Raw genomic sequence first — 15,037 nt, 5'->3', positions numbered from 1 at the left:
GCCGGACAACCGACCAAAGATGTCCAAGGTTCCTAGCGGCGGCGACGGTGCCGCAGTTGACCATTAACGGCTGTCCGCGTGCGCCTGCGGAGTGTCGGACGCCGAAGCTTTCGGAATCTTTGCCGCGATAGGAACGATCGACCGCTACGCGCCTTTCTCAGCTTGATTATTCCTTCCCGCACAAGCCGAGGGTCCCCATGTATCACCACGTAAAAAAGTTGATGTTCACCGTGCGCGTCGACGAGCCGGACCCCCGCTTCGGCAATATGCTCCTCGAGCAATTCGGCGGCGCTAACGGCGAGTTGGCTGCTGCCATGCAGTATTCAATTCAGGGAATCAATTGTGAGGACCCGGACCGCAAGGATCTTCTCATGGACATCGGCACCGAGGAGCTCAGCCATCTCGAAGTGGTCGGCACCCTCGCCCGCATGCACCTCAAGCCGTCGAAGTTTGACCGACAAGCCGCCGAGGCCGATCCTTTGATCGCGATCGCGGGCGGCGGAGGCGTGAATCTGTTCAATTCGCAGGGCAACGCCTGGACCGCTGACTATCTGAAGATCACAGGCGAACTCGACGTCGATCTTCGCAGCAACATCGCCGCCGAGGCGCGGGCCAAGATCGTGTACGAACGCTTGATCAATTTTACAGACGACGCCGGGACCAAGGACGCGTTGCAGTTCCTGATGACCCGAGAGATCACCCACATGAAGGCTTTTACGCTGGCTCTCGAGAGCATGGGCAAGCCGGCTTTGAGCATCGGTCGCATCGCTCCCACGCCCGGTCTGGTAAATCAGTTCTTCAACGATTCCACCGGCACTGGCGACCACGGCGAGATCGACACCCGCGGCCCCTGGAACGAGGGGGGCGATTGGGTCTTCACGGAATCTCCAGCCATCCAGGTTGGCGATCCGGGTCCGGCGAGCGCCATCGTCACGGAAAGCTCGCCGCCGCTGGACGAGGTCGGTCTCGGTGACCTGCTGCTCGACGAGCTTCGCGACATCCTGCACGCCGAGAAGCAGTTGACCAAAGCCCTTCCTAAGATGGCCGGGGCGGCCCGCTACGATCAGTTGCGCGAACTCTTCGAGCAGCATCTCGCCGAAACCGAGGGTCAGATCGAACGCATCACTGAGTGCTTCGAGCTCCTAGGCAAGACAGCCCGCGCTAAGCCCTGCAAGGGCATGATGGGCTTGGTGGAGGAAGGTCAGGAGATCATAGCTGAAGGCGAGGAGAAGGAAGACGCGGCCGCCGACCTGGCGCTCATCGGTGCCGCGCAGCGGGTCGAGCACTATGAAATCGCCGCCTATACGACCGCCCGCAACCTCGCGCAGCAGCTCCGCCACAGTGCGGTTGTAGCCTTACTTTCGAAGTCCCTGGCCGAGGAGGAGAACGCCGACCAGTTGCTCAACCAGGTCGCGCGCTCGCTCATGTCGGTGGCCAAGATGCCCGCCGCCATCGAACAGGCCGAGCCAGCCGAATAACCTGGCCACGTCTTTTCGAGGGGCTTCTGCTACCCGATTGTCCTTTATACATTGAGAGAATCAACGCGCCGTTTCTCTACACCTTGAAGGGCAGCGGAAGTGAGTTCGGCGCCGGCATCGCCTACGCGGTCGAGAAGGGCTGGCTGATGCTTCACGAGAGCGGAACTTACGTGAAGCTCCTCGCAGCCGGCGAGGATCCTCTCGCCTCAGAATGCGTTCCGGATGCTTTTTCGGGAATGGACGAGTCGGAGCTGGCGAAGCTGGAGGCGCGGCCATGAAGCGCCACGCCATGAGCAAGTATTTCGGGAATGGCGCCGGCCACGTTCTGCGCCAGCACAACAGCGACGTTCTGCTGTTCAGCTGGCACGGCAAGCCTGACGGATCGGCCCGCTATGTTGAGCACGTCAACCGCTACGCCCGCAATGGCGTGGAATATCCCAGCCTTGCCGCCCTGCTCCGCGCCATCGAGGCCGAGCACGCTCAGAAGACGCCCTGATGCAGCCCCAGCTCAACATCAACGGCACCGGCCGGCGGAGCGCGGCTGGCTGGAGCTCCATGAGAGCGGCACCTATGTGCGGCTCACGAGAGGCGAAGACTTGTGCATCAGCAGCTAGGAACGACGCGAACGGGACGGGATTGCTTGGTCGCCGTCCCTTCACGGCGGGCTGGCCGAAAGGGTCGGTGGGACGGCTCTGGCTCAAACCTCCGCAGTCAGCCGGAGCCGTCTTCTCCATGAGCCGCAGAAATTTAATCCGCGATATTTGTCATTTAGTACATACGAGGAGATTTTCCCGGCCGAGATTGCTGCTGACGCATGCGTTGAGTTTGCACGCGCTGGCGGCCCCGGCTCGTCCCCTACCAGCCCCGGAGATGGGCTTGGGGCCGTTCCGTCCACGACTTGGCTGTGTTTGGTATGTCCGGAATAATGAGCCGTGCTTGCCGGGCCAAAATGAAAGAAACCGATATCGGATGCTGGTCATCCGACAGAACGAGCGCGTGCGCCTACTCGGGCGTCTCTTGCCCAGAAACGGCAGACCCAATTAACAAACGTTGAGGCGGGAACATTCCCCTGCGTCATACGATCACGGTGACCGGGGCTGGCTGCATATTTCACTTGAATCGTTTTCACCCGGGATTTTTTTGACACGGCGCGGGCCGCAGCGATCAACTTCGCTGCGGCCTTCGTTTTTAGTCGGCTTCCGCACATAACGCTTAAAGGCGTAGTCGCCGGGGCCGCGCCATGGCCCTCGGTGAGACGATTGTCGCGGTGTGTTATTCGGCGCAGGGTTTGACCCCCGATCGGCGCCGAAGGTTGATCCCGGCCAACACTGACGAAGCCCTTGAACTATTAGCAGAATGTCCATGACCTATGGGGTCAACGTTGGAAGCCGATGGGGGTCAAAGTTCCGAGCTTATTCACACATACGAAGGATGCTCGACCGTCTCGCGTGGCGTCCGCATGGCGTCGGGATTGGAATCGAGCCGTCTCTGAACCTCCTCGACCACATGCTCATGCTCCCAGCGCGTGATGCGGCGCTCCTTGGACGGCGTACATTGGCTCTTGATCGCGCAGTCTCGGCAAGCCGCCGTCGACCAGTAACGGCGCAGCGTCATCCCATGCTCGAGGTTGGTGTAATGATAGGGCAGCAGCTGACCGGACGGGCAGGCGGTAGACGTCCTCATCCGGCAGATAGGCGAAGTCCTGTTTGCCGAACCGACCCTCCGCCTTGGCGCCCGACGTCATGGCTTGGCAAGGTGACTGCGACGCCAGCCTCTTCGCAGGCCAGTATCTCCTCTCCATCGAAGTAGCCACGGTCGGCTACGGCCTCGAGTTTGTCCACTTCGAGCACTTCCTTGGCTTGCTTCGACATCCGAGCAAGCTGCCCACGGTCACTGCCGACGTTTATGACCTCGTGCGTAACGATCAGATGGTGTTCGGTGTCCACGGCGACCTGGACATTGTAGCCGACGACGCCCGATCCGCGTCCGCTGGTGGCCATCGAACGGGCATCCGGATCGGTGAGCGATATCTGTTGATCCGGCGTGTTGCGCATCTGGGCGTCAAGCACTTCCAGGCGGCTCATCTCCGGCTTCTATCGAGTGATCTTTTCCTTGATCCTCGTGGTCTTGATGCTGATCGCTTCCGAAGGCTCCTGTCGATCGGCGCTATCGAGTTGACGCAGATACCGATGAACCGACATTCGGCTACACCACGCCAACGGAAGCGATGGGCTACTTCCGGACGCCCACTTTGCAACAAGAAACGTTATACGGTCCTCAGCGGTGCGGTGAGCGCCAGCGCCGCCACGGCATCCGCTATTCCCGGCGAATCTGCATAGGTAACCATGTGACCGGCATCCTCGACCAGATGTAGCAAGGAGCGGGGCAATGCCTCGTGCAGGCGGCGCGACTGGTCGGCCTCGATGAGCCGGTCACCCTTTCCATGCAGGATCCTAACGGGACACTGGATACCCCGATACTGAAGCTGCAATTGCGCGGCAGCTGGAATAAGGAACGCGCTCTCCTCGGCGGCTGCCCTCAACTGCTTGGGCCGGAGAGCCAACGAGATCGGAAATTCATTCTTAAATTTCGGCGGAATGGCACGCGGCGCGAACAGCGTGCGCATCAGCTTCGGCGCAATAGCCCACGCTATGATCGGCGAGATAGTGTAGCGCATCAGATCCCCGAGCAGCGGCAGTGCCGGACCTGACATGAGCCAAAAGTCCATCCGAGAGGTTGGAAAATAGTAGCCTGACACAAGCACGAGCCCACTCACGGCATAACCGCTTCGCAGCGCCAGCGCGATTGCCACTAGCGTTCCCCAGGAGTGGCCGAGCACCACGGGATTGCGCACTCCAAGCTGATCAAGCGCCTTCGCGAACAAGGAAGCTTGCGTTGTGGGCGTCCAGATGCGCGTGCGAGGCCGGTCGCTGTAGCCAAACCCTGGCCGGTCGAAGCAAACGACGCGATAGTTGTGGGCCAGGCGGTCGACCAAACCGCTTAGGACGAGATCCTGAATCATGGTGCCGTTCCCGTGAAACAGGACCACGCAAGGCGCGGCGTCATCGCCGCGTTCGATATAGTGAAGGCGCACTCCGTCGCAATCGGTAAAGACGCCGATCGGCGGATTCTTTCGCTCCGCTGTCACCTGAAACGCGATGTTGCCGAGGATCAGAACGACAAGTCCTGCCAGAACGATCAGCAGCACGGCTTCAGTTGTGGACATGGTGTCAACCTACTTCGTGATGGCGGGGCCTCGGATCGGCGGCACCGAGCCCGCTAAGGGCTGCTGCTTCCGCTCCCTCGAGGTGAGCCGAACTCCCAGAAAGCAAGCGACCGTGATCGGCGCGCGCGTGATCCGCGTTTGCGTCCATCGTCTGTCGCAGCGGGTACGGCTTGCAATTATCGTCCCGGCAGAGCCGTGAGCTCTCGGGCCGGCTTGATGCGCCAGAACGGATATGCCGCCAATTCTTTCGAATGCTGCCCGTACATATCGACCCGTCTGCTTGTAAACTCCGTAATGACACCGAAGAATTCAGTTGGTGACCCGATCGTCGCAAGTCTCAGGCCGAGATCAAAAGCAAATTGCACGTTGGCCTGGGCTATCTCAAGAAGCTTCGCTTGGTACGCCTGCATGTTTGCCGTGGCTAAAGCAAAGCCTTTCATTGGATCGCTATCAATCATTCTCTGACTGAGGTCATCTGGCAAGGCATCCACCCGCGACTCAATGATAGGAACCTCGTGTCTAGGGTCATCATGAAGCTTAGGAGGCGGTTCAATCAAGACTGCCGCAACAGAGCGGAGAAGATTCTCTTTCGGGCTTCTAACAATGGCCTGCTTGTTCCGTTGGGCCCGCGCGGCCATTTTCGGATTGCGGGCGCGCTTTGACGCTGGTGCCGGTTTGCGTTTGCTCATCTGACGCTCCAAGAATATGGGGGTGCGACCACAACGGTCATTTCTGAACGGACAACAGGCTTTGTGATGTGGCGTTCCAAACCCGCGCATTGTTGGAGTCCCGCATGAACTGAGATCAATCGCACGTTCTGCGATGTGGACGATGATTTCAGGTAGCAATTCCAACCAACAAACGTCTAGCTGGCAGCGGCAGATCATAGTCGCGATCCAAAGAAGCTCCGACGTCGACGAGCCCGGACTTGCTGATATCTATGACGTCGGTGTTCTCGGTAGCGTCCTCACCCTAGACCAGCTGGCCGACGGCAGATGGAAGGCGCTGACCCAAATCCATCGGCGCGTCATGATCAAAGACTTCGCAGGTGAGGTGGACGGCTATGTCGCCGATGTCGAAGTTCTCGACGAACAACCTGCTCCGGATGTGCCGGACCTGATCCTGATGATTTCGGAAAAAGGTTGATGCAGCAAAGCAAGGTGATCCGCCGCGAATCGGGCCGCCGTTCGAATGGACCCGCGATCCCGGCCGGCTTGCCGATATGATTGCGTCGCATATCAAGCTGTCGATCTCGGATAAGCAGGCGCTGCTCGCGACCCTCGATCCCGTAAGGCGGCTCGAAAGGGTTCGGGACCTCCTGCAGGGTAACGCTTGAGGTCAGCTAAGGGTCACAAGCGGCGGTCGAGGCAAGCACGGCCCCGCGGCCGGTCCAGCGCCGAGCCGACATCACAATAGCCTCAGCCTTGTTCAACTAAGGGCCAGGAACCGACTTGCGAGAAGTGGCAGCTTTGGGCGGCAAAGCGGACATCGGCCGGCGAGTTGGCTTCGACCTCCATCCTTTCCTCCACCCCCGAAGTTCCCTCTGGGGACCGGATCTTCTTGGTTTCGTTTGCAGGTGACGGAAAGCCGAGCGGGCTTGTAGGCGCTCCTCATCCGCGAGACATTCTGTCGCTGAACCATTCGTTTTGCCGGAAGACTAACCTCTAGACGGAAATCTGCCGTTCGCAATGTCGAACGGGCGTGCAGCGGGGTGCTTCCGCGCCACGTCGGTTGCAACAGCCGTGGGCGTGGTCGTCCTTTCCGCTGATCCGTCCAAGTGCATGAGAACTGACTGCCGAAATACTACCGCTAGTCACGGAGGAGATGCCATGACGCAGATTCGGCTGGCCTCGCTGCAGGGCGAGGCGATTACGCTTGAAAGCGATGCAATTGAGGCCTTTCGCCAAACCTTGCGGGGTAACGTCTGTCTGGCCGAGGAGCCGGGCTACGATGAAGCACGTACGATCTGGAATGCGATGATCGATCGCCGTCCAGGCGCGGTCGTGCGCTGCAAAGGGGCCGCAGACATCATTCGTGCCGTACGGTTTGCGCGTGAGCACGGCCTCTTGGTGGCCGTGCGCGGTGGCGGCCACAACATTGCGGGCAATGCTGTTTGTGACGGCGGGCTCTTGATCGATCTCTCGCTCATGCGTTCCGTCCGGGTTGATGCATTTCACCGCACGGCGCGCGTGGACCCGGGGGCAACCCTTGGCGACTTCGACAAGGAGGCGCAAGCTTTCCGCCTTGCTACCCCGCTGGGGATCAACTCGACGACCGGTGTTGCGGGATTGACGCTGGGCGGCGGCTTCGGGTGGCTTAGCCGCAAGTTCGGGCTTGCCGCCGACAACCTGATCTCGGCCGACGTAGTGACGGCCGAAGGTGAGCTCGTCCGGGCAAGCATCGCCGAGAATACCGACCTGTTCTGGGCGCTGCGCGGAGGCGGAGCCAATTTCGGGGTGGTGAGCTCGTTTGAGTTCCGCCTGCACCCCGTTGGCCCAATGGTTCTGGCCGGGCTCATCATCCATCCCTTTGCCCGGGCGAAGGAGCTGCTCGCGGGCTATCGTGACGTCGCCGCCAAGGCGCCCGATGAGTTGACAGTGTGGGTGGTGCTCAGGCAGGCGCCGCCGCTGCCGTTCTTGCCTGCCGAGGTTCACGGCAAGGAGATCGTCGCGTTTGCCGTCTGTTATGCGGGAGATGAGAACGAGGGCAAGCGTGCATTGGAGCCGTTGCGCGCGCTCGGAGAGCCGATCGCGGACGTGATCGGCATGCAGCCCTTCGCGGCGTGGCAGACTGCGTTTGACCCACTCCTCACGCCTGGCGCCTATAATTACTGGAAGTCGCACAATTTCGTTGAGCTGAAGGACGGGCTCCTCGACACGCTGGTAAGTCAGACGACAAGCTTGCCAACCGGGGAGTGCGAGATTTTCATTGGTCAGCTCGGCGGTGCCATCAGCCGCGTAGCCATCGACGCCACGGTGTTCCCTCACCGCGATGCGAAGTTCGTCATGAACGTTCACACACGATGGCGCGACCCAGCGGATGAGCAACGTTCGATCAGCTGGGCGCGTCAGCTCTTTGCTGAGACAGCATCCCACGCAACCGGCGGCGTTTACGTCAACTTCATGCCGGAGGACGAGATCGATCGCGTGGCGGGCGCCTACGGCCCGAACTATGCTCGTCTCGCGGCGCTGAAGGCCAAGTACGATCCCGGCAACCTGTTCCGGCTAAACCAGAATGTCAGGCCGTCCGCCGCACAGCGACCGGCCGCCTGACAAGAAACCGTAGTTGAGGGGCAACGGAGACGAAGTTGGACATCGGAGAATGGCTGCGCACCCTGGGCTTGCAGTCCTATGAGCAGACGTTCCGCGACAACGGAATTGACCTTGAGATCCTGTCCCACCTGACGGTTGAAGATCTCAAGGAGATTGGAGTCCAGGCCGTAGGCCATCGGCGGAAGATTCTCGATGCAATCGGCCTGCTGCCAGCGGACCTGGCGGCGGCGCGGACCCCTGCGTCGGTCGAGCGACGTCAGCTCACGCTCATGTTCGTCGACCTCGTCGGATCGACCGACCTCAGCCGCCGTCTCGATCCCGAGGAACTGCGCGAGGTCATGCGGGCCTACTCGAATACGGTGGCGGGAGAGATTGCGCGACTGGAGGGCCACGTCGCGAAGTTTCTAGGAGACGGGGTGCAGGCCTATTTCGGCTGGCCGCGCGCAAGCGAAGATGCGGCGGAGCAAGCCGTGAGGGCGGGACTTGCCGTCGCAACAGCGGTCAGCGGCATGTCGTCAGGCGCAGGGGGCCTGCTGGCGGCACGTGTCGGCATCGCCACCGGGCTTGTCGTGGTCGGCGATCTGCTCGGGGAAGGTGTTGCGCAGGAGGAAACGGTCACCGGGGAGACACCCAATCTCGCTGCCCGTCTGCAACAGATTGCGGAGCCCGGTACGGTCGTTATCGCCGACAGCACGCGCCGCCTGGTCGGCGATCTCTTCGAATTAGTTGAGCTCGGTTCTCTTCAGCTCAAGGGCTTTGTCGAACCGGTCCAAGCGTGGCGGGCCATCGGCGAAGGCAGGGCAGAGAGCAGGTTCGAGGCCCTGCACGGCGCCCACGTCACGCCACTCGTCGGGCGCGGCGAGGAACTCGACCTGATGCTGTCACGGTGGAGGCTTGCAGAAGGAGGGGCTGGACAGGTCGTCTTGCTTTTTGGCGAGCCGGGAATTGGAAAATCACGATTGGTGCTCGCAATGCGCGAGCGGCTACAGACCGAGCAAATCGCGCTCGTTAGCTATGCCTGTTCGCCGCATCACCTGAACAGCCCGCTCTTTCCCTTCATCTCGCAGCTCGAGCGCGAGGCGCGGTTCGCACCTGAAGATGCCGCGGAAGCACGGCTCAAGCGCCTCGAATTAGTCCTTGGCGAAAACGGCGAAGGGCTGTCTAGCGATGCAATCCAGCTTCTTGCCGATCTGCTTGGCATCTCAACTGAGAGACCGAGCACCCAGCCAGAGATGTCGCCGCAGCAAAGGAAGGCGCTCCTGTTCCGCACATTCCTGGCCCGGCTCAATCGTCTTGCCGCTTGTGGCCCGGTTATGATGGTGCTTGAAGACGCGCACTGGCTCGATCCGACCTCGCGCGAGCTGTTCGACCAGATCGTGGATCGTCTCCAGGACTTGCCAGTGCTGGTCGTCGCCACATTCCGCCCGGAGCTCCCGCCGCCATGGACCGGGTTTCCGCACGTCACGTTGCTCATGCTGAACCGCCTGCCACAGGCGCAGGTGGTCGTGCTCGTCGACCGGATCACCGAAGGTAAAGCGCTTCCCGCCGAGGTTCTCGATCGGATACTGGAGCGGACCGAGGGTGTGCCGCTTTTCACCGAGGAGCTCACGAAGGCCGTTCTTTAAGCCGGGATTCTCCGCTACACCGGCGCTCGTTACGTGCTCGCCGGAGCATTCCCGTCCTTGGCGATTCCAGCGACGCTGCACGATTCGTTGATGGCGCGGCTTGACCGCCTTGCTCCCGTCAAGGAGGTCGCCCAAATCGGAGCCTGCATCGGCCGCGAGTTCGATCACGAGCTGCTTGCTGCAGTCGTGTCGATGCCAGAGGTGGAGCTCGCCGCGGCGCTTGACCGCCTGGTGGCCGCAGAGCTCGTTTTCCGGCGGGGGCTCGCACCTGCCGCTACCTATGTCTTCAAGCACGCCCTGGTGCGCGACGCCGCCTATGAAAGCCTGCTCAAACGGCGCCGCCAGGAATTGCACGCGCGGATTGCCACGTCGATCGAAGCGCTGTTTCCGCAACTTATCGAAGCGCAGCCGGAGCTCGTCGCCCGTCACTTCGGCGAGGCCGGATTGGCAGAGAAGGCCATTCCATACTGGCTGAGGGCTGGTCGCCTCGCAGCCGCTCGATCGGCGAATATGGAGGCAATTGCCCATTTGAGATCAGGGCTCGAGTGCGCCGGAACACTCCCCCTCGGCGCATCACGCGCGCGCTTCGAGCTCGACCTGCAACTTGGGCTTGGCGGCCCGTTGATTGCAACGAAGGGATTTGCGTCGCGCGAGGCGGAAGCGGCGTTCCAGCGCGCGCAGGAGCTCAGCCGCGAGCTGCAGAGCGAGGCTGACCTCTCCGCCGCATTGAAGGGGCTCGGTCACGTCTATCACGTGCGCGCCAACCTGCGCGAGGTCACAAGCCTCGTGGAGGAGACGGAGTTGCTGGCCAAACGAAGCGGTGATCCCGTGCGTCAGGCCGAAGCCGATCATCTTGCGGGAGTGCTCTCGTTCCACCTTGGCCAGTTTCAATTCTCGCGCGACCGGCTCGAGAGAAGCGCACAAGCCGGCGAATACCGCGGCCGCTATTACTCCGAGGTTTACGGAATTAATATGAGCGTATTCTGCCGTGCCTATATGAGTCATTGCGACTGGCATCTCGGCTATCCCGTTCGTAGCCTCAGGATTGCTGAGGAAGGGCTCGCCGTGGCGCGTGAGATTTCACATCCATTCAGCATCGCGCTCGCGCTCAACTATCTGGCGATGCTTCATCAATTCCAGCGAGAGCCAAATGCCGCACTGCAAGCCGCTGTCGAGTCACGCGACATCTGCGCCAAGTACGGCTTCGACTACTATGGTGCATGGGCCAGCCTCGTTCGCGCCTGGGCGATTGCAGAATCCGGCCGGCTTGACGAAGGCCTTGCGGACTTTGATACGGGGTTTGAGGATTTTCGGCGTACAAGTGCGGGGCTACGTATCCCGCACCATCTCGGCTTGCTCGCCGCGCTTCGTCGCAAGGCTGGAAACGCCATGGCCGGGCTTCGGGTCATCGACGAAGCGGTCGCACTTGCGGACGCAAGTCTCGAGAGCTGGTGCGCCGTCGAACTTCACCGGGAGCGCGGTGAACTGCTGTTGCTCGCAGCCGGGGAGGAGGCCGAAAATCAAGCGGACGCGGAGTTCGAGGCTGCGATTGAAATTGCCGCTGCCCAGGGAGCAAGGCTGCCCGAGCTTCGCGCAAGCGTTGCGCGCGCCAGACTTCAAGCGGCACGCGGCATGCGGCGAGAGGCGCGCGACGCTCTTGTGCCGATCTACACCTGGTTCAGCGAGGGCTTGGAAACACGCGATCTCGTGGAAGCTCGCAAGTTGCTGGCAGACTTGTGAGACAGAGCATCTTGCACGTTGGCTTTAGGGTCAAAGGGCTACCCTGGCCGAACCGACCGGTTCAGGCCACCGGGCAAAGCGGGCATCCTGCAGACACGCCACGAGCGCGCCGCCCGGGCGTAACGAACACGCACGACAATATTTGGGTCAGAAGGCCAGCCCAATGATGGGACAGATGAGATGTCATCGAGAAAAGATCAGGATATAGTGCTGGTTGCCTTAGGGGCACACCGAAAGATTGGTGGCCGGGATGCACTCGATTGCGCACTGGCTTCATGCACTCGGTCTCGAGCAATACGCGCAGCGCTTCGCCGAGAATGAAATTGATGTGTCGATACTTCCCCATCTGACTGACCAAGACCTCAAGGACATCGGTATTCCGCTCGGGCACCGGCGGAAAATTCTCGCAGCCATCAGCGGACCCGCTTCTTCGGCGCAGGCCGCGATCGAACCCTCTGCTGATTCCACGCCGTGGAAAACGACCGACGCTGCGGAACGCCGCCAGCTCACGGTCATGTTCGTCGATCTCGTCGGCTCGACCGCCTTGTCCGGGCGGCTTGACCCTGAGGAGCTGCGCGACATCATCGGCGCTTATCACCGTCGTTGCGCCGAGGTAATCACTAGCTCGGGAGGCTTTGTTGCCAAATATCTCGGTGACGGCGTATTGGCTTACTTCGGCTACCCGCAGGCCCATGAGGAGGACGCCGAACAGGCGGTGCGCGCGGGTCTCGCCTTGATCGAAGCCTTGGCCAAACTCGATGCGGGCAACGCAGCCACGTTGCGTGTGCGTATCGGTATAGCCACAGGCCTCGTCGTCGTCGGCGATCTGCTCGGTGAGGGCGCCGCCAAAGAACAAGCGGTCATCGGTGAGACCCCTAATCTTGCGGCACGCCTTCAGGGATTGGCCGAACCGAACACCGTGGTCATCGCAAACAACACGCGCCGCATGCTAGGCGGCCTGTTTGATTATGGCGATCTCGGAAAAAGGGCGGTCGCGGGCATTGACTATCCAGTGCACGTCTGGCGCGTCTTGGGCGTGAGTCCGGTCGGCAGTCGGTTCGAGGCTCTACGGACCGCCAGCACGCCGCTGATTGGTCGTGAGGAAGAGATCGCTTTGTTGAGGCGCCGCTGGGAGCGGGCAAAGGCCGGCGACGGTTCCGTCGTTCTAATCGCGGGCGAGCCGGGCATCGGCAAGTCGCGCATCGCCCAAACACTGCTGGAGCAGGTGAGCGAAGAGCCGCACACCCGTTTACGTTTTTTCTGCTCGCCACATCATCAGCACAGCGCGCTCTATCCCAGCATCGCCCAACTCGAGCAGGCGGCCGGATTTCGACGCGAGGATACGGCTGAGACCCGCTTGGACAAGCTAGTGGCGGTACTGGCTCTCGCCAACCAAGAGCTGCGCGAAGCCGTTCCTCTATTTGCGGACTTGCTGTCGACACCGATCGGCGATCGTTACCCGCCGCTCAATTTGACGCCGTATAGCCGCAAAGAGAAAACGCTTCAGGTGCAAGTGGCTCAGGTGGAAGGTCTCGCAGCGCAGCAGCCGCTACTGATGCTGTGGGAAGACATCCATTGGAGCGACCCCACCACCCTGGAGTCGCTGGATCTGCTTGTAGACCGAGCCGCGACGCTGCGGGTCCTGGTCATAATCACATTTCGACCGGAGTTTACTCCGCCGTGGGTCGGCCGTCCGCACGTGACATTGCTCAGTCTCAGCCGCTTACCGCCTCGCCACCGCGCCGAGATGATCGCGCATGTAACCTGTGGCAAGGCATTACCCAAAGAGATCGCCGATCAGATCATTGATCGCACCGACGGGGTGCCGTTATTCGTCGAGGAGCTGACCAAATCCGTCGTCGAGAGCGGATGGATAACCGATGCCGGAGATCATTACTCCGTAACTGGAACAGTGGTTCCTTTGGCGATCCCAACGACGCTACAGGCCTCACTTCTGGCCCGACTCGATCGGCTGGCGCCAACTCGAGAGGTGGCGCAGATTGCAGCGACGCTCGGGCGTCAGTTTTCCCACGACCTAATCACTGCCGTTGCCGACATGTCGCGACCGCAACTCGAGGCGGGCTTGGAGCAACTGATCCACGCGGAGTTGGTGTTTCGGCGCGGGACCCCGCCGGATGCCACGTACGCCTTCAAGCACGCGCTGGTACAGGACGCCGCCTACAGCACCTTGCTGCGCCCCCGGCGGCAGCAATTGCACGCTCGAATCGCGGAGGTCCTTGAAGCGCGGCTGACCGGGAACGCCGAGGCTCTGCCAGAAATCATCGCTCATCACTGCACCGAGGCGGGTCTTGCCGAACGGGCTATCCGATATTGGTGGCAAGCTGCGCAATTGGCGAATCAACGCTCCGGGACTCTGGAGTCGATTTCCCACCTGCAAAATGGGCTGAGTTTGTTGCAGACGCTGTCCGATGACCCCGAGCACGTCCGTCTTGAGCTCGATATGCAGGTGGCCTTGGGTGCAGCCTGCATGGCCGCCAAAGGTTGGTCATCCCCCGTCACAGTTGCGGCATTCGCGCGGGCAGAGGAACTATGCGAGCAGGTCGATGACCCCTTGCAGCGTAGCATCGCCGACTACGGCAGGTATCTTGTATTCCTTCTGCGTGGCCAAGCAGAAGCTGCGCTCGCCACTGCAACTGCCATGCTAGGCCGGGCAGAGCGCGAGCGAGACTCAGTTGCTATGATGATGGCCCACCGAGGTGTCGGGGCTGCGCTGGTCCATTGCGGAAAATTTGATGCAGGCCGCACGCACTTGGCGGAAGCGCTTACGTTGTGTGATCCAAATGCCACCTTGGCTTACCGGTTCGGTTACGAGCCTCGTATCGCAGTCCTTTCCTATCTCACGCACGCCCTCGTTCCGTTGGGCTATCTGAATCAGGCCCAGCAGACATTCGATCAACTGATGCAGGAAATACGCGCGCAAAGGCACAATCCCTCGATCGCGTTCGGCCTATTTCACGCCTCTCTGTTCTGCACCTTTGAGCGTGGCGCAGGGGCATACATACTCGATGGACACCTCGGGATGGACGAGAACATTGTTGATGAGCTGATCGCCGTCTGCACCGAGCATGATTTCTTTCTGTGGCGAGCTGCAGGCACGATCATCAAGGGTTGGCTGATGGTCCGGGCTGGCGAGGCTGATCGCGGCCTGGCTCACCTCCGAGAGGGGATATCGGCTTGGCGGGGCGATGCAAAATCTGTAGTGACCCACTGGCTCCTCCTGCGTGCGAATGCACTTGGTAGCCTCGGCCAGCTACAGGCGTCTCTCGACACTGTCGACGAAGCCTTCGCATTGATCGCCGAAACCAACGAGCGATGGAACGAAGCAGCGTTGCATTTTTGCAAGGGCGAACTGCTCCTTGCCTTGTCTGCTCCTGACAAGGCTGAGACCTGCTTGCAGCGCGCGTTTGACGTTGCCCGGGATCAGCGGGCCAGACTTTGGGAGCTACGCGCCGCGACCGCCCTCGCACGGCTTTGGGGCGAGAAGGCCCAGCGATGCAAAGCCCAGGAAATCCTTGTTCCTGTCTACGGCTCGTTTACAGAGGGCTTCGAGACGCCGGACCTGCGGGATGCGAAGGCTCTGCTCTACGAACTTGCCGGTGCTCCGCCGTCGGTCCCCTGCTAACCCCATCGATAGTTGCTTGATCACTTCCGCAAGCTAACCGAGACAAGGCAGAT

The 15,037-nt window shown here is 61.1% G+C and carries 10 protein-coding genes and 1 pseudogene; 8 read left to right on the top strand and 3 right to left on the bottom strand.

Going from position 1 to position 15,037, the window contains the following annotated elements:
* Nucleotides 1-197 precede the first annotated feature (197 nt).
* Entirely contained in the window at nucleotides 198-1,478 is a 1,281-nt protein-coding gene (locus tag NLM27_RS40525) for a DUF892 family protein (protein ID WP_254148579.1), read from the top strand.
* Between the two features lie 274 nt (nucleotides 1,479-1,752).
* Nucleotides 1,753-1,974 (top strand): hypothetical protein, encoded by a 222-nt coding sequence (locus NLM27_RS40515; RefSeq protein WP_254148578.1) that lies wholly within the window; start codon nucleotides 1,753-1,755, stop codon nucleotides 1,972-1,974.
* Between the two features lie 935 nt (nucleotides 1,975-2,909).
* On the opposite strand, the pseudogene NLM27_RS40510 reads toward NLM27_RS40515, so the two are convergent.
* From NLM27_RS40510 to NLM27_RS40500, 3 genes and pseudogenes are all read right to left on the bottom strand, one after another.
* Nucleotides 2,910-3,520 (bottom strand): annotated as a pseudogene (locus tag NLM27_RS40510) (transposase); the annotation flags it as partial.
* A 224-nt stretch (nucleotides 3,521-3,744) separates the two neighbouring features.
* Complete coding sequence (locus NLM27_RS40505) at nucleotides 3,745-4,704, bottom strand: alpha/beta fold hydrolase (protein ID WP_254148577.1); 960 nt, start codon at nucleotides 4,702-4,704, stop codon at nucleotides 3,745-3,747.
* Between the two features lie 176 nt (nucleotides 4,705-4,880).
* On the bottom strand, nucleotides 4,881-5,393 hold the full coding sequence (locus tag NLM27_RS40500; RefSeq protein ID WP_254148576.1) for a phasin family protein: 513 nt from the start codon (nucleotides 5,391-5,393) through the stop codon (nucleotides 4,881-4,883).
* 142 nt (nucleotides 5,394-5,535) lie between these two features.
* On the opposite strand from NLM27_RS40500, the gene NLM27_RS40495 reads away from it, so the two are divergent.
* From NLM27_RS40495 to NLM27_RS40475, 6 genes are all read left to right on the top strand, one after another.
* A complete protein-coding gene (locus NLM27_RS40495; protein WP_254148575.1) occupies nucleotides 5,536-5,850 on the top strand; it encodes an LON peptidase substrate-binding domain-containing protein in 315 nt (104 codons plus the stop codon).
* A gap of 28 nt (nucleotides 5,851-5,878) precedes the next feature.
* The gene (locus NLM27_RS44225) at nucleotides 5,879-6,040 is read left to right on the top strand and encodes an LON peptidase substrate-binding domain-containing protein (RefSeq protein WP_375142337.1); all 162 of its coding nucleotides are present in this window, start codon (nucleotides 5,879-5,881) and stop codon (nucleotides 6,038-6,040) included.
* A gap of 493 nt (nucleotides 6,041-6,533) precedes the next feature.
* A complete protein-coding gene (locus NLM27_RS40490) occupies nucleotides 6,534-7,976 on the top strand; it encodes an FAD-binding oxidoreductase (RefSeq protein WP_254148574.1) in 1,443 nt (480 codons plus the stop codon).
* Between the two features lie 35 nt (nucleotides 7,977-8,011).
* On the top strand, nucleotides 8,012-9,601 hold the full coding sequence (locus NLM27_RS40485) for an adenylate/guanylate cyclase domain-containing protein (protein ID WP_254148573.1): 1,590 nt from the start codon (nucleotides 8,012-8,014) through the stop codon (nucleotides 9,599-9,601).
* 90 nt (nucleotides 9,602-9,691) lie between these two features.
* Nucleotides 9,692-11,341 carry a hypothetical protein gene (locus NLM27_RS40480; protein WP_254148572.1) on the top strand — a complete coding sequence of 550 codons (1,650 nt, stop codon included), beginning with the start codon at nucleotides 9,692-9,694 and terminating at the stop codon, nucleotides 11,339-11,341.
* Nucleotides 11,342-11,591: 250 nt separating this feature from the next.
* A complete protein-coding gene (locus NLM27_RS40475) occupies nucleotides 11,592-14,984 on the top strand; it encodes an adenylate/guanylate cyclase domain-containing protein (RefSeq protein ID WP_254148571.1) in 3,393 nt (1,130 codons plus the stop codon).
* The last annotated feature ends 53 nt before the right edge of the window (nucleotides 14,985-15,037 follow it).

It is taken from the genome of Bradyrhizobium sp. CCGB12 (genome assembly GCF_024199845.1).
GTDB lineage: Bacteria > Pseudomonadota > Alphaproteobacteria > Rhizobiales > Xanthobacteraceae > Bradyrhizobium.
This window is presented reverse-complemented; position numbering and strand designations above follow the sequence as displayed.

Bases quoted from the DNA above. Each gene is read 5' to 3' on its own strand.
- NLM27_RS40505 (WP_254148577.1), bottom strand. From the start codon at position 4,704: ATGTCCACAACTGAAGCCGTGCTGCTGATCGTTCTGGCAGGACTTGTC.
- NLM27_RS40515 (WP_254148578.1), top strand. From the start codon at position 1,753: ATGAAGCGCCACGCCATGAGCAAGTATTTCGGGAATGGCGCCGGCCAC.
- NLM27_RS40475 (WP_254148571.1), top strand. From the start codon at position 11,592: ATGCACTCGATTGCGCACTGGCTTCATGCACTCGGTCTCGAGCAATAC.
- NLM27_RS40525 (WP_254148579.1), top strand. From the start codon at position 198: ATGTATCACCACGTAAAAAAGTTGATGTTCACCGTGCGCGTCGACGAG.
- NLM27_RS40500 (WP_254148576.1), bottom strand. From the start codon at position 5,393: ATGAGCAAACGCAAACCGGCACCAGCGTCAAAGCGCGCCCGCAATCCG.
- NLM27_RS40480 (WP_254148572.1), top strand. From the start codon at position 9,692: ATGGCGCGGCTTGACCGCCTTGCTCCCGTCAAGGAGGTCGCCCAAATC.
- NLM27_RS40490 (WP_254148574.1), top strand. From the start codon at position 6,534: ATGACGCAGATTCGGCTGGCCTCGCTGCAGGGCGAGGCGATTACGCTT.
- NLM27_RS40495 (WP_254148575.1), top strand. From the start codon at position 5,536: ATGATTTCAGGTAGCAATTCCAACCAACAAACGTCTAGCTGGCAGCGG.